Annotated in this window: 4 protein-coding genes and 1 pseudogene; all 5 read right to left on the bottom strand. The window is 76.1% G+C overall.

What is annotated here, in order from left to right; genetic code table 11:
- The coding region (locus ACSNOC_RS23775) for a type I polyketide synthase (RefSeq protein ID WP_436749602.1) at window positions 1-5,312 on the bottom strand (5,312 nt) is incomplete at its 3' end.
- Window positions 5,313-5,317: 5 nt separating this feature from the next.
- Window positions 5,318-8,662, bottom strand: a complete 3,345-nt coding sequence (locus ACSNOC_RS23770) for an amino acid adenylation domain-containing protein (protein WP_436749601.1) — start codon at window positions 8,660-8,662, stop codon at window positions 5,318-5,320.
- Window positions 8,659-11,982: a type I polyketide synthase gene (locus ACSNOC_RS23765; RefSeq protein ID WP_436749600.1), complete on the bottom strand. Its 3,324-nt coding sequence runs from the start codon at window positions 11,980-11,982 to the stop codon at window positions 8,659-8,661. The genes ACSNOC_RS23770 and ACSNOC_RS23765 overlap by 4 nt, the downstream gene beginning before the upstream one ends.
- Entirely contained in the window at window positions 11,979-12,611 is a 633-nt protein-coding gene (locus ACSNOC_RS23760) for an acyl carrier protein (RefSeq protein ID WP_436749603.1), read from the bottom strand. Before ACSNOC_RS23760 ends, ACSNOC_RS23765 begins: the two co-directional genes overlap by 4 nt.
- 138 nt (window positions 12,612-12,749) lie before the next feature.
- A pseudogene (locus tag ACSNOC_RS23755) lies at window positions 12,750-15,470 on the bottom strand (SDR family NAD(P)-dependent oxidoreductase); the annotation flags it as partial.
- Between the last annotated feature and the right edge of the window lie 69 nt (window positions 15,471-15,539).

The raw sequence follows: 15,539 nt of genomic DNA, 5'->3' as shown, positions 1-15,539 counted from the left end.
GTGCCGGGGGGCGGGGCGAACCGTTCGGCCTCGCGCGCCAGCAGCGCGGGGGTGAGGGTGCGGGCGAGCCGGCGCACGGCCGCGAAGTCGTGGTGGGAGACGACGAGGTGGTCGGGCCGTTCGGGCGCGGCGAGGATGCGGGCGAACGCGGCCCGGCCCTGGTCCTCGCTGATGCCTTCGCCCAGGGTCCGCAGGATGCCGTCCGCCGGGTCGCCGCCGTCCGGGCCGGAGGTCCCGGTGTCGGGCGGCGGGGCGGAGGAGCGGTCGATCTGCTCGCGCAGGCCGGTGAGGTCGTTGATCCGCTTGATCGCGAAGTCCGTGACGGTGACCAGGACCCGGCCGTCGGGGTCGAGGAGCTCGATGTCGCAGGACATGGTCTCGCCGGAGGAGTCGGCGGACTCCTTGGCCTCGACGTAGGCGTGGACGGTCGGCGTCAGGCCGTGCGCGATCCGCAGGCGGCGGTAGCTGAAGGGCAGGTAGTAGGTGTCGCGGGCGTGGACGCGGGCGGTGCCGCCGGCCGCGTCGAGGAGCGCCGGGTGCAGCAGGTAGTCCTCGACGTCGGCGGCGTGGGCGTCGTCGAGCCGGAGGGTGGCGAACACGCGGCGCGGGCCGACCCGGATCTCCCGCATGCACGTCCAGCGCGGTCCGAAGGAGAACTCGATGGGGCCGCCACGCTGGAACCGGTCGAGGCCGAGGCCCCGTTCGATCGCCTCGTCGGTGTCGAGGACGTCGGTGACGTCGCACGCGGCGAGCAGCGCGCCGAGGTCGCGGACGGTGTCGGGGCCCGGCTCGTGGAAGGTGACCGAGCCGCGCGCGTGGTCCTGCCACCCCGCCGGGCCGGTGCGGCTGCGGACCGCGAACCGCCACTGGCCGTCGCGGAGTTCCACGGTGGTGAAGACCTCGCGGGTCTGCCCGTCGGGCACGATCACCGGCGTCATGTAGAGCACGTCGTGGATCTCGGTGACCCGGCCGGTGGCGATTCCGGCCATGGCCGCGCGGACCAGCTCCAGGTAGGCCGTACCGGGCACGAGGCCGTGGCCCTGGATGCGGTGGTCGTCCACGATCCAGCTCTCGGCGGTGCTGAACACGGTGGCGTAGGTGCGGGACTCCGCCGTGCGGTGGACCAGGCGGTGGAGCAGCGGGTGCCCGGCCGGTTCCTCCCCCGCGCCGCTGTCGCCGGTGTCGCCGCTGTCGCCGCCGAGCCGGGTAAGGAGGCCGGCGGCCATGCCGACCTCGCGCCAGGTGTCCCAGGCGACGGACGTGACGGGCGTGCCGGTGGTGCGGCGCTTCCACTGGGCGAAGGCGTCGAGGAACGCGTTGGCCGCGCCGTAGTCGCTCTGGCCGGGGCCGCCGAGGACGGCGGTCACCGAGGAGCACAGCAGCAGGAAGTCGAGGTCGTCGTCGCGGCAGACGTGGTCGAGGACGAGGGTGCCGCGCGTCTTGGCGGCGAGCACCTGGTCGGCGTCCGCAGGGGACTTGGTGAGGAGCATGCCCCGGGACGGCAGCCCGGCGGCGTGGACGACGCCGTGCAGCGCGCCCGCCGCGTCGCGCAGCCGGGCGACGGCGCGGGCGGTCGCGTCGGGGTCGGTGACGTCGGCGCACAGCACGAGGGGGCGGGCGCCCAGCTCCACGAGGCGCCGCAGGCGCCGGATGCGGACGCTGGTGGGGTCCTGCTCGCCGTGGTCCCGCAGCCAGGCGTCCCAGGTGTCCTCGGCGGGGAACGGGGAGCGGCCGAGGAGGCCGATGACGGGCGCGGTGACGGTGGCGGCGATGTGTTCGGCGAGGGCGAGTCCGATGCCGCCCAGGCCGCCGGTGATGAGGTAGCCGCCGCCGTCGCGGAGTCCGCCGCCGCCGTCGCCCCCGGTGCCGGTGCCGGTGCCGGGGATCAGCGGCACGGTGTCGAAGTCGCGGATCCACCCGTGCCGTCCGCGCAGGGCGAGCTGCGGCTCCCCGGTGGGGTGGGTGAGCACGGCCCGCACCGCGCGGACCTGGTCGTCGCCGGGTGCGCCGGGGTCCAGGCCGGTGATGTCGAGGGCCCGGCAGGTGGTGTCCGGGATCTCCTGCGGGATGACGGTGCAGGCGCCGAGCAGGGTGGCGTTCTCCGGCTGGAGCGGCTCCTCGCCCGTCACGCTGTGGACGCCCCGGCACAGCACGTCGAGGGCCACCGGGACGGCGGGCCGCGCGTCGGAGAGGGCCTGGGCGAGGGCGAGGAGGCTGTCGAAGCCGGTCCGGCGCGCGGCGTCCAGCCGTTCGGGGGTGGGACCGTCCGGCGCGGGGCCGGCGGCGGCGCTCCACAGGTGGACCAGGCGGATCGTCCCGGGCGCGAGGGCGTCGAGGGACTTGACCAGGGTGGTCAGGTGGTCACGGTCGGCAGGGTCGAGGGTCCAGGCGCGGTCGCCGTCCTGGACGAGGTCCGGCCCTGCGGTGACACGGACGACGGGCGCGCCGTCCGCCGCCAGGTGGCGGGCCAGGGCGCCGCCGAGGCCGAGGTCGGCGCCGAGGACGACCCACAGGGCCGCGTCGTGGCGCGCGGCGGCCGGGGCGGGGGGTGGCGGCAGCCGCTTCCAGCCGGGCGTGGCGAACCAGTCGTCGAGCGGGCGGGCGGCCGGGGGCCGGTCGCGGGCGGCGTCGCCGTCGGGCTCCACCCAGTACCGCTGCCGCTGGAAGGCGTAGGTGGGCAGCCGCAGCGGGCGGCGCGGGGCGTCGCCGTGGAACGCGGTCCAGTCGACGGCCGCCCCGGCGCTCCACAGGGTGCCGAGGGCGGTCAGCAGGTGGGCGGCGTCGTCGTTCCGCTCGCCGGGGTGCGGCAGCGACGCGACGGCGGTCCTGCTGGCGGTCCAGGCGCGGTGCCGCTGGGCGAAGGTGGTCAGGGTCCGGCCGGGCCCGATCTCCAGCGGCACGAGGTCGGGTTCGGCGAGGAGGGCGTCGAGGGCGTCGGAGAAGCGGACGGGATGGCGCAGGTGAGTGCCCCAGTACGCGGGGCTGGTGGCCTGTTCGTCGGTGATCCAGGTGCCGGTGACGCCGGAGACGAACGGGAGGCGGGGGGCGTGCAGCGCGACGCCGCGGACCTCCGCGGTGAACGGCTCGACGGCGCCGTCCATGGCGGGCGAGTGGAAGGCGTGCGAGGTGTGCAGCCGGCGGCAGGCGACCCCGGCGGCGCCGAGCCGCCGCTCCAGTCCGGCGATGGCGTCGGCCGGGCCGGAGACGACGCTCAGCTCGCTGGAGTTGACGGCGGCGAGGCTCAGTCCCTCCCCCAGCCGGGCCGCGATCCCGGACTCGGGCAGGACCACGGAGAGCATGGCGCCGGTGGGCATCTCCTGCGTCAGGCGGCCCCTGGCGGCGACCAGCCGCACGGCGTCCGCCAGGGAGAACACCCCGGCGAGGCAGGCGGCGGTGAACTCGCCGACGCTGTGGCCGGCCATGGCCCGCGGCCGGACGCCCCAGGAGAGCCAGAGCTGGGCGAGGGCGTACTCCACGGCGAACAGGGCCGGCTGGGCGATCCGGGTCTGCCGCAGCCGGTCGGCCGCGGCCCCGGCCGGGTCGTCGGCGGCGAGGAGGAGGGCGCGCAGGTCCTCGCCCACGTGGGGGGCGAACAACTCGGCGCAGCGGTCGAGTTCGCGGGCGAAGACGGGCTCCGCCGGGTACAGGCCGCGGGCCATGCCGGCGTGCTGGGTGCCCTGGCCCGGGAAGAGGAACGCGACGGGCGCGGCCCGGTCCGGCGCGACGGTCGCGGGCGCGGCGGCACCGGCCAGGCGGCGCAGGGCGGTGACCGCGTCGTCGGTGTCCCGGCAGACGACGGCGGCGCGGTGGTCGAACGCGCGGCGGCGGTGGGCGAGGGTGTGGGCGACGTCGTCGAGGTCGGTGCCGGGGTGGCGCGCGAGGTGGTCGGCCAGGCGCGCGGCGTTGCCGGCCAGCGCCGCGTGGTTCTTCGCGGACAGCGGCAGTACGCGGGCCGGGCGGGCGGCGGCGGGCCGCTCGGGTGCGGGCGGCCCGGCGGGGGCCTCCTCCAGCACGACGTGGGCGTTGGTGCCGCCGATACCGAAGGAGCTGACACCGGCCCGGCGCGGCGCGCCGTCCGTGCGGGGCCAGGGCCGCAGCTCGGTGTTGACGAAGAACGGGCTCGCGTCGAGGGCCAGTTGGGGATTGGGCTCGGCGCAGTGGAGGGTGGGCGGAATGGCCTCGTGGCGCAGGGCGAGCACGGCCTTGATGAGGCCGGTGACGCCGGCGGCGGCGTCCAGGTGGCCGACGTTGCTCTTGACGGAGCCGAGGGCGCAGAAGCCGTGGTTCTCGGTGTGCTCGCGGAACGCCCGGGTCAGGGCGGCGACTTCGATGGGGTCTCCGAGCGGTGTGCCGGTGCCGTGGGTCTCGACGTAGCCGACGGTGGCGGGGTCGACGTCGGCCACGGCCAGCGCCTCCGCGACGACCTCGGCCTGGCCGTCGATGCTGGGCGCGGTGTAACCGGCCTTGAGGGAGCCGTCGTTGTTGACGGCGGTGCCCCGGATGACCGCGTCGACGGCGTCGCCGCCGGCGCGGGCGTCGGCCAGCCGGCGCAGCACGACGACGCCCGCGCCGTTGCCGGCGACGGTCCCGGCGGCGTCGGCGTCGAAGGCCCGGCAGTGCCCGTCGGGCGAGAGGATGCCGCCCTTCTCGTACAGGTAGCCGCTCTTCAGGGGGGCGGTGACGGCGACGCCACCGGCGAGCGCGATGTCGCACTCGCCGCCGAGGAGGCTCTGGCAGGCGAGGTGCACGGCGGTGAGGGAGGTGGAGCAGGCGGTCTGGACGGTGACGCCGGGGCCCTTCAGGTCGAGCTTGTAGGAGACCCGGGTGGCCAGGAAGTCCTTGTCGCTCGCCAGCAGGACACGGTGCATGCCGACGGAGTCCACGACCCGCCGGTTGTTCATCACGTTGAACAGCAGGTAGGAGTTGAGGCCGGCGCCGGCGAAGACGCCGATCCGCCCGTCGAACGTCTTCGGGTCGACGCCGGCCGTCTCCAGCGCCTCCCAGGCACATTCGAGGAAGACCCGGTGCTGCGGGTCCATCACCTCGGCCTCGCGGGGGCTGTAGCCGAAGAACGCCGCGTCGAAGCGGTCGGCGTCCGCCAGCACCCCCTTGGCCCGGACGTAGTCCTCCCGGCCCAGCAGGTCCGGGACGACTCCCGCGGCGAGCAGTTCCTCCTCCGGGAACGCGGAGATGCTCTCCTGTCCCCGGGCGAGGTTGTCCCAGAAGGTTCCGACATCGGGGGCGCCCGGGAAGCGGCCGGCCATGCCGATGATCGCCACCTGGCCGAGGTGTTCCTGATCTGGCTCTGACACTTCGATCACCTGTCTCCGCGGGAGAGAGCACGGCGGTCGGCCGCCTGCTGACGCCGGGTTCGGGACTGACGGCGGCTCTCGGCGCGTTCCCGCGCGCCGGAGCCGGGCGGGCCGGCCGGGGGGTTCCCGGACCGGCTGAGGTGGGCGGCCAGCGACCCGACGGTGGGGTGCTGGAACAGCTCGACCATGGACGGCTCGTGGCCGGTGGCGGCGGCGAGCCGGGTGCGGAGCCGGGCCATCAGCAGGGAGTGGCCGCCGAGGTCGAAGAAGTTGTCCTGGGTGCCGACGCGTTCGACGCCGAGCAGCTCGCGCCACAGGCCGGCGAGCGTGTCCTCCAGTCCGTCCCGGGGCGCGACGAACCGGCTGCCGAGGTCGGGCCGGGCGGCCTGCGGCTCGGGCAGCGCCTTCCGGTCGGCCTTGCCGCTGGAGGTGAGGGGGAACGCGGGCAGCACGGTGAAGGAGGCGGGCACCATGTACTCCGGCAGCCGCTCCCGCAGGTGGGCCGTCAGCTCGGGCACGCCCGGCGCGCCGCCGGGGCCCGGGGTGAGGTAGGCGGCGAGCCGGACGTCGCCGGGGGCGTGCTCGCGGGCGACGACGAGCGCCTCCCGCACGCCGGGGTGGCCGGCCAGGACGGCCTCGATCTCGCCCGGTTCGACGCGGAAGCCGCGCAGCTTCACCTGGTGGTCGAGGCGGCCGAGGAACTCCAGGGCGCCGTCGGAGCGGAAGCGGGCGAGGTCGCCGGTGCGGTAGAGCCGGGCGCCGGTGCCGGGGGCGAAGGGGTCCTCGATGAAGCGCTCGGCGGTCAGCTCGGGCCGGTTGAGGTAGCCGCGGGCCAGGTTGCGGCCCCCGATGTGGAGTTCGCCCGGCACCCCGGCGGGGACGGGCCGCAGCCGGCGGTCCAGCACGTAGACGCGGGTGTTGGCGATGGGGTGGCCGATCGGGACCGGGCGCGGATCGCCGTCGTCGCGGCAGGTCCAGGCGGTGACGTCGATGGCCGCCTCGGTGGGCCCGTACAGGTTGTGCAGCCGGGCGCCGGAACGGGCGAGGAAGCGGTCCTGGAGGTCGCGGGGCAGCTCCTCGCCGCTGCACAGGACGCGGCGCAGGGAGGTGCAGGTCTCGATCTCCTCCTGGAGGAAGACCTGGAGCATCGAGGGCACGAAGTGGACGGTGGTGACGCGCTCGTCGCGGATCGTCGCGGCCAGGTAGGCGCTGTCCCGGTGGCCGCGGGGGCGGGCGACGACCAGCGTGGCGCCGGTCATCAGCGGCCAGAAGAACTCCCAGACGGAGACGTCGAACGAGAACGGCGTCTTCTGGAGCACCCGGTCGTCGGGGCCGATGCGGTAGGCGTCCTGCATCCACAGCAGCCGGTTGCGGATGGCGGCGTGCACGTTCATCACGCCCTTGGGGCGGCCGGTGGAGCCCGAGGTGTAGATGACGTACGCCAGGTCCTCGCCGTCCACGGGCACCAGGAGGTCGTCGGGGGACTCGGCGGCCACCTCGTCGGCCAGCGCGTCGACGTCCAGCACCTCGCAGGCGGCCGGGGGCCGCGCGCCGAGCACCCGGCGCCGCGTCAGCAGCACGGGCGCGGCGGCGTCCGCGATCATGAACTCCAGGCGTGCGGGCGGCAGTCCGGGGTCGAGCGGGACGTAGGCGCCGCCGGCCTTGAGGATGGCGAGCAGGCTGACCACCAGTTCGACGGAGCGTTCCATGGCGACGCCGACCAGCACGTCGCGGCCGACGCCGCGTCTGCGCAGCAGGCGGGCGAGCCGGTTGGCCCGCGCGTTCAGCTCGGCGTAGCTCAGGCCGCGGCCCTCGAAGCGGACGGCCTCGGCGCCGGGGTGGCTGCGGGCGCGTTCCTCGACGCACTCGTGCACCCACCCCGCGCCGGGCCAGGCGCGGTCGGTGGCGTTCCAGTCGGTGAGGACGCGGCGGCGCTCGGCGTCGTCCAGCAGGTCCAGTTCGGCGACCGGGGTGTCGGGCCGGGCGACGACCTGCTCGGCCAGGCGCCGGAAGTGACCGGCCAGGCGGGCGATCGTGGCCTCCTCGAACAGGGCGCGGTCGTAGTCGAACCAGCCGCTGAGCCCGCCGCCCGCGTCGAACGCCTGGAGTTCCAGGTCGAACCGGGAGCCGGTGCTGCGCACCGGCACGCGCGTCAGCTCGGCGCCGCCCAGGGCGAGGGTGGGGACCGGCTCGCGGCCGTAGGAGAAGCTGACCTGGTAGACCGGGGGGCGGCTGAGGTCGCGGGCCGTGTTGAGTTCCGCGACGACCAGCTCGAACGGCACGTCCTGGTGGGCGTAGGCGCCGAGGCAGGCGTCCCGGACGCGCCGCAGGACCTCCGTGAAGCCGGGGTCCCCGGCCAGCTCGGTCCTGATCGGCAGGGTGTTGACGAAGTATCCGATCAGCGGCTCCAGTTCGGCGCGGTCCCGGACGGCGACCGGGACGCCCGTGACGATGTCGTCCTGGTCGCTGTAGCGGTGCAGCAGGATCTGGAAGACGGCCAGCAGCGCCATGTAGGGGGTGGCGCCGTGGCGGGCCGCCAGCGCGCCGAGGGCGCGCGTCAGCGGCTCGGGCAGCTCGACAGGGACGGAGCCGCCGTCGAAGCCCTGGACGGCGGGCCGGGGCCGGTCGGTCGGCAGGGCCAGGACGGCGGGCGCGCCCGTCAGCCGGTCGCGCCAGTACGCCAGGCCGTCCGCCCAGGTGCCGTCCGTCATCCGCTGGTGCTGCCAGGTGGCGAAGTCGCCGTACTGGACGACGGGTTCGGGCAGCGGCGAGGGCTTCCCTGCGGCGAACGCCTCGTACAGCTCGGACAGTTCGGTGAGGAACACGCCGGTCGACCAGCGGTCGGAGACCAGGTGGTGCATCGCCACCAGGAGGTACGCCTCGCCGGGCCCGGTCCTGGCGAGCTTCACCCGCAGCAGCGGTCCGGTGGCCAGGTCGAACGGCTCGGCCAGTTCGGCCGCGATCCGCTCCCGCCGGTCCTCCTCGGTCAGGCCGGGGCCCCCGAGGTCGATCTCCGGCACGTCGAGGGTCAGCCGCGCGGCCACGATCTGCGCCGGGGCGCCGTCGCGGAGCTGGAACGTGGTGCGCAGCGCCTCGTGGCGCCGCACGATCTCGTTGACGGCGGCGCGCAGCACGCCGGTGTCGAGGTGTCCGCGGACGTGGACGGCGCCGGGGACGATGTAGGCGGGGTTGTGGGGACGGAGCTGTTCGAGGAACCACATGCCGCGTTGCAGCACCGCGAGCGGGAAGGCGTTCTCCGGCTCGGTCAGGCCCCGTTCGGCGAGCAGTTCCTCGAAGCGGGCGCGCTGCGCGGGGGTGAGGGCGGCCAGCCGCGCGTCGAGGCCGGTCATGACAACCCTCCCGGCCGGTCGGCGTCGATGCGGTCCAGCAGCTCGGCGGCGACGTCCTCGAAGCGCGCCACGCGGCGGATCCCGGCACCGTCGCCGGAGGCGGCACCGGAGCCGTGGCCGGAGCGACGCCCGGCCGGGGCGGCGGGGGTGTCCGTGCCGTCGGGAAGCCGGTCGACGATGCCCGCGGCGACGCCGCCGATGGTGGCCTCGCCGAGGAACTCGGTGATGGGCACGGTGATGCCGAGGCGGTCGCGGATCTCGTTCCGCAGCTCCACGGCCATCAGGGAGTCGAGGCCGAGGCCGGTGAGCGGGTCGCCGGGGCCGATGGAGGTGGAGGAGGAGCCGAGCACCGCCCGGACGCTGCGCACGAACCGGTCGGTGAGCGTGGCGAGGCGGTCCTCGGGGGGCAGGGCCAGCAGCTCGTCGGCGGTGGGGATCGGGCTGGTGCGGCCCCGGCGGCGGGCGGCGCGCGCCGGTTCCGGCGCGTCCGGCCGGTCGTCCCCTGGCGTCGTGGCGGGGGCGCCGCTCCCGGCCGGGGACGGGGCCTCGCCGTCCCAGCCGCGTGGCGGCTGCCAGCAGCGGGTGGGGTCGAACGGGTAGGTGGGCAGCTCGACCCTGGCGCGCGTGTAGTCGCGGTCGAAGCCGGTCCAGTCGAGGTCCAGGCCGCGCGCGTACAGTTCGGCGACGGTGGACAGCAGGACCTCCCAGTCGTCCTGCCGGGGACGGAGGCTGGGCAGCAGCGTCAGGTCCTCGCCGGGCGGCACCGCGTCGGTGACCAGGCCGAGCAGCGTGGGCGCGGGACCGACCTCCACGAAGGTGCGGTAGCCCATGTCCCACAGCGTCCGCACGCCCCGGGCGAAGAGCACCGGGCGGCGGGTGTGCCGGGCCCAGTAGTCGGCGTCGGGCGCCTGGTCCCACGGCCACAGGCCGCCGGTGACGTTGGAGACGAGCGGGATGCGGGGGGCGGTGAACCGGATCTCCTTGGCGGCCAGCCGCAGCGGCTCCAGGACCGGCTCCATCATCGGGGAGTGGCCGGCGGAGGCGATGTGCAGCGGCTTGGTCCGCACGCCCCGGGCGGCGAAGCTCTCGACCACCGCCTCGACCAGCTCGCGTTCCCCCGAGATGGTGGTGTTCTCCGGGCCGTTGACGGCGGCGACGGCGATCCGGTCGGGGAGGGCGGCGACGGCCGCGGCGACCTCGGTCTCGGGCGCGAACACCGCGGCCATCGTGCCGGGCAGGGAGTGCTCCTGGATGAGGGCGGCGCGCCGCACGGCGAACGTCAGGCCGTCCTGGAGGGACATGGCGCCCGCGACGCAGGCCGCGACGACCTCGCCGAAGCTGTGGCCGAGGACGGCGGCCGGTTCGAGGCCCCAGGACCGCCACAGCTCCGCCATGGCGTACTCCACGACGAAGGTGGCGGGCTGGGCGTAGGCGGTGTCGTTGATCCGCCCGTACTCCGGGTCGTCGGGGTCCCCCGGGTGGAGGACGGAGAGCAGGGGCCGGTCCAGCAGCGGGCGCAGGATCTCGGCGCAGCGGTCGACGGCGGCCCGGAAGGTGGGCTGCGTCGCGTACAGCTCGCGGGTCATGCCGGGGCGCTGGGCGCCCTGGCCGGTGAAGAGGAACACGACGCCGGGGCCGGTGTCGCCGGTGGCGGGGGCCTCGCCGAGGGCGATGCCGTCGGCGGGCTCGCCGCGCACGAAGTCGGCGAGCGCGGCGGCGATCTCCCGCTCCCCGGTGCCGACGGCGGCGAGGCGGTGCCGGAAGTGGGCGCGGCCGGTGTTGGCGGAGAAGCAGATGTCGGGGAGCGTGCCGGGGGCGGCGGCGCGCAGCCGGTCCTGGTACCGGCGGGCCAGCTTCACCAGGGCCGTCTCGCTCCTGGCGGACAGGGCCAGCACGGAGCGGGGGCGGCGGTCGTCGGGGGCGGGCACGGGGCGCGGCGGCGCCTCCTGGACGATCAGGTGGGCGTTGGTGCCGCTCAGGCCGAAGCTGCTGACGCCCGCGGTGCGCGGTCCGTCGCCCGGCGCCCAGGGGGTCAGCTCGGTGGGGACGCGGAAGGTGGTGCCCTCGAAGGAGATGTTGGCGTTCAGGCGCTCGAAGTGCAGGTTGGGCGGGATGGCGGCGTGGCGCAGGCAGAGCACGGTCTTGATGAGCCCGGCGATCCCGGCCGCCGCCTCCAGGTGGCCGATGTTGGTCTTGACGGCGCCGAGGTGGACGGGCGCGCCCGCGGGGCGGCCGTAGACCTCGGCCAGGGCCTCGGCCTCGATGGGGTCGCCGAGCCGGGTGCCGGTGCCGTGCGTCTCGATGTAGGTGACGTGGTGGGGCTCGACGCCGCTCGCGCTCAGGGCGGAGCGGAACACCTCGCGCTGGGCCGCGCCGTTGGGGGCGGTGATGCCGGAGCTGCGGCCGTCCTGGTTGACGGCGCCGCCGCGCAGCACCGCGAGCACCCGGTCGCCGTCGCGGACCGCGTCGGACAGCCGCTTCAGGACGACGATGCCGCAGCCCTCGGCGCGGACGTAGCCGTCGGCGGCGTCGGAGAACGTGGCGGCGCGGCCCTGCCGGGACACCGAGCCGAACTGGGAGAGGGAGATGAGCAGCAGCGGCGACAGCACCACGTTGACGCCGCCGCCGAGCGCCATGTCGCACTCCCCGGCGCGCAGGCTCTGGCACGCCTGGTGGACGGCGACCAGGGAGGAGGAACAGGCGGTGTCGACGGTGATGTTGGGGCCGCGCAGGTCCAGCAGGTACGCGATGCGGCCGGGGATGAAGCTGAGGGCGGTGCCGGAGCTGGTGTAGGCGGAGACGTCGAGGGGGTGGCGGATCCGCGAGGTGATGTAGTCCCAGCTCGCCGCGCCCATGAAGACGCCGGTGCGGCTGCCGGCGAGGGCGGCCGGGGACTGGCCGGCGTTCTCCAGCGCCTCCCAGGCCACTTCGAGGGCGAGGCGCTGGTGCGGGTCCATGGCCAGGGCCTCGCGCCGGGAGATGCCGAAGAAGTCGTGGTCGAAGCGGTCGACGCGGTCGAGGAAGCCGCCGGAGCGGGTGCCGATCCGGCCGGGGGTGCGGGGCTCCTCGGCGTAGAAGGCGTCGACGTCCCACCGGTCGGCCGGGATCTCGCGGACGGCGTCCACGCCCTCGCTGAGCAGCTTCCAGTACGAGTCGGCGTCGGTCACGCCGCCGGGGAAGCGGCAGCCGAGGCCCACGACGGCGATGGGTTCGGACCGGGCGCGTTCGTACTGTTCGACCTGGCGCTGCAATCGCTCCATCGCCAGGTAGGCGCTCTTCAGCGTGGCGGCCGATGTCAGCGCCTGTTCCGGTGACGTCATGGCTGACCCCCTTCGTCGATCTGTTGCGTCTTGGCCAGCAGGAGCGCTTCGAGTTCGGTGACGGACAGTCCGTCGAGGTCCGGCGGCGGCGCCTCGGCGGGTGCGGTGGCCGCGGTGGGTGCGGCCCGTGGCGGGGCGGCGGCCGGGACGGTGGCCGGGACGGTGGCCGGTCCGTCGGCCGGGGCGGCGTCCAGCGGGATGTCCATGCGCTCGGCGAGGAACGGCACCAGCGCGTCGATCGTCGGGAAGCGCCAGGTGAGGGTGGAGGGCAGCTCCACCTGGAGGGATGCCTCCAGTCCCTTGCGGAGTTCGAGGGACATCAGCGAGTCGAAGCCCATGCTCGACATCGGCGCGGTGGTGTCGATCCTGGACGGCTCCAGGCTGATCACGCGGGCGGCCTCGGCGCGGCAGTGCTCGACGAGGAGGGCGCGGCGCCTGCGGCCGGGCTCGACGGCGAGGAGCTTGCGGCGTACCTCGCCCAGCCGGCGGGGGCCGTGCGCCGTCCCGTCCCGTTCGGCGCCCCCGGTCCCGTCCCCGTGGCCCGTGGCGTCGGGCAGGGTGCCCAGGAGTCCGGGCGGCGTGCCGTTCGCGGCCTCCGCGCGGAGCCCGGCGCGGTCCAGCGGCAGCACGGCGGCCTGGACGGTGGCGTCGCGCAGCAGCCGGTCGAGGGCACGGATGCCGTCGTCGGGGGCGATGCTTCCGATGCCGCGCGCGGCGAGCGCGCCGCCCCGGTCGGGCCGGGCCGCGAGGCCGATCTCGGCCCAGGGTCCCCAGTCGATGCTGAGGGCGGGCAGGCCCAGGGCGCGGCGGTGGTGGGCCAGGGCGTCGAGGAAGGCGCTCGCGGCGGCGTAGTTGCCCTGGCCGGCCGAGCCGAGGAGCGCGGCGGCCGAGGAGTACAGGACGAAGAAGTCCAGGTGCCGGTCGGCGGTGGCGCGGTGCAGGTGCCAGGCGCCGGCGGCCTTGGGTTCCGCGACGGACCGGAACCGGGCCCGGTCCAGGCCGGTGAGCAGCCCGTCGTCCAGGACGCCGGCGGCGTGGACGACGCCGGCGAGCGGCGGCATGGCGCGGTCGATGGCGGCGAGGACGTCCGCGATGCCGTCGGGGCGGGAGACGTCGGCGGCGACGACCGCGACGTCGGCGCTGGTCCGCAGTTCCTCGACGGCCCGCTCGGCGTCGGGCGAGGGGGCGCCGCGCCCGGCGAGGACCAGGTGGCGGGCGCCCTGGTCGGCCAGGTAGCGGGCGGTGCGCAGGCCGAGGGCGCCGAGGCCGCCGGTGATGAGGTAGGTGGCGCCCGGCCGGACGGGGGGCCGGTCGGGGGGCGCGGCGATCCGCTCCCGCGCGCCGGGGCGGAGCACCAGCTTGCCGGTGTGCCGGGCCTGCGCCATGCGGGCGAACGCGGTACCGGCCTCGGCGTACGGGTGGCTCGTCACGGGCAGCGCCCCGAACTCGCCGCGCTCGAATCCGGCCAGCACCTCCGCGAACAACTCCGCGATGAGGCCGGGCTGTTCGTGGAGGGAGCGTTCGAGGTCGACGGCGAAGAAGGCCCGGTTGTGCTTGAACAGGCCGAGGCCGACGTGGCTGTTGTCGTAGATGTCGCGCTTGCCGATCTCGACGAACCGGCCGCCGGGCGCGAGCAGTTCGAGGCCGCGCAGCAGCGCCTCGCCGGAGGCGGAGTTGAGGACGACGTCGACGCCCCGGCCGCCGGTGAGGTCCGTGATCTCGTCGGCGAACCGCAGGGAGCGGGAGTCCATGACGTGCGCGACGCCGAGGGTGCGCAGCAGCTCCCGCTTCTCGTCGGTGCCCGCCGTGGCGTAGACCTCGGCGCCGCGCCGCCGGGCGACCTGGAGGGCGGCGAGGCCGACGCCGCCGGTGGCGGAGTGGATGAGGACCTTCTCGCCCGCGCGGAGCCGGGCGAGGTGGTCCAGCCCGTGGACGGCGGTCAGGTACGCGATGGGCACGGCCGCCGCCTGCTCGTCGCTCAGCCCCGCGGGCCGGGGTGCCACCAGGTCGGCGGCGACGGTGACGAACGCGGCCATGCTGGACGGCGCGGCGGCCATCACGGGGTCGCCGACGCGGAAGCGGTCGACGCCCTCCCCCACGGCGGTGATCCGGCCGGCGCACTCGGCGCCGAGCGGGACGGTGCCGTCCGGGGCCCCGGGGTAGGTGTCCAGCGCCTTCAGGACGTCGCTGAAGTTGAGGCCGGCGGCGGCGACCTCGATCTCGACCTGCCCCGGTCCCGGCGCGGTCCGCTCCCACAGCGTGGGGGTCAGGCTGTCGAGACTGCCGGGCCGGGCGGCGAGGATCCGGTGGTTGCCGTCCCGTTCGGGGACGAACGTCCACCGCGGCCGGTCGGCCGCGGCGGCCGGGGCGGCGGGTGTCCACGGCCGGAGCGCCGGGGTGAGGCGCCGGTCGCCGCGCAGGGCGACCTGGTCGCCGCCGTTCTCGCGCGAGAGTTCGTCGAGGAGGGCGGTGCTCTCGCCGGGGGGGCGGGCCGGGTCGAGGTCCACGATCAGGGGCCGCAGCTCGCCGTGTTCGAGGGTGATCACGCGGGCCAGGCCCCAGGCCGGGGCCTGGGCGACCGCGGCGCTGTCGCCGGGGGCGGCGGCCTGGGCGCCGCGGGTGAGGAGCACCAGCCGGGGGGCCGGGCCGGGGCGCTGTCCGGCCGCGAGCGCCTGGACCAGGTGCAGGACGGGGAGGGTCGCCGCCTCGTGGGCGGCCCACAGCTCCTCGGGCCCGCCGTCGGCGGGCAGTCGGGCGTCCAGGGTCCAGCCGTGCACGATCCCGGCGGGGGCCGGGCCGGTGTCGTCCAGGTCGGCGAGGAGCGCGGCGTAGTCCTCGGGGCGGCCGGGGTCGATCTCGTACCGGTCCGGGCCGAGCCGGCGGTAGCGGGGGCCGGGGGTGACGGTGACGGAGGTGCCACCGCGGGCGGGCAGGGCGGCGGCCAGGCCGTCGCAGACGCCGTCGCGGTCGGCCAGCAGCAGCCACCGGCCGGTGTCCGTCGCGGCGGCGGGCCCGCCGGGCGCCGTCTCGCGCCACTCGACGGCGAAGAGCGCCTCGTCCAGCGGGTCGGCGGCCCCGGCCGGGTCGAGGCGGCGCAGCGCCAGGCCGGAGATCTCCGCGACGGCGGTGCCGTCGTCGGCGTACAGGGTGACCCGGGCGCCGGTGATCTCCCCGGCGCCGGGGCCGGGGGTCCCGGCCACGGCGTGGGCCCACCGGGGCGCGGCGGGGCGCTCGGTCAGGAGCGTGAACCGTCCGGCGCCGACCGGGAGATGGCTCGCGAGCGCCCAGGTGTCCTCGGCGCCGAGCGCGCCGGCGAGGGTCTGGAGCGCGCTGTCGAGCACCGTGGGGTGGAGGAGGTACGCGCCGCGGTCGGGGGTGAGGTCGGCGCGGGGGCGGAGCCGGGCGACGGCCTCCCCCGCGCCGCGCCACAGGTGTTCGATGCCCCGGAACGCGGGGCCGTACTGGAGTCCGGCGGCGTGCAGCGCGGCGTAGTAGGCGTCGGCGGGGGTGTCGAGGCGGCAGCGGTCGCGGGCGGCGGCGAGGGGGGCTGTCTCTTA

The sequence above is a fragment of the Streptomyces sp. URMC 129 genome, from assembly GCF_051386415.1.
Classification (GTDB): Bacteria; Actinomycetota; Actinomycetes; order Streptomycetales; family Streptomycetaceae; genus Streptomyces.
Note: the sequence above shows the minus strand (reverse complement) of the source record. Positions and strands in the feature narration are given on the sequence as shown.

Coding starts and splice junctions, on each gene's coding strand:
- ACSNOC_RS23765 (WP_436749600.1), bottom strand. CDS start 11,982: ATGACGTCACCGGAACAGGCGCTGACATCGGCCGCCACGCTGAAGAGC.
- ACSNOC_RS23770 (WP_436749601.1), bottom strand. CDS start 8,662: ATGACCGGCCTCGACGCGCGGCTGGCCGCCCTCACCCCCGCGCAGCGC.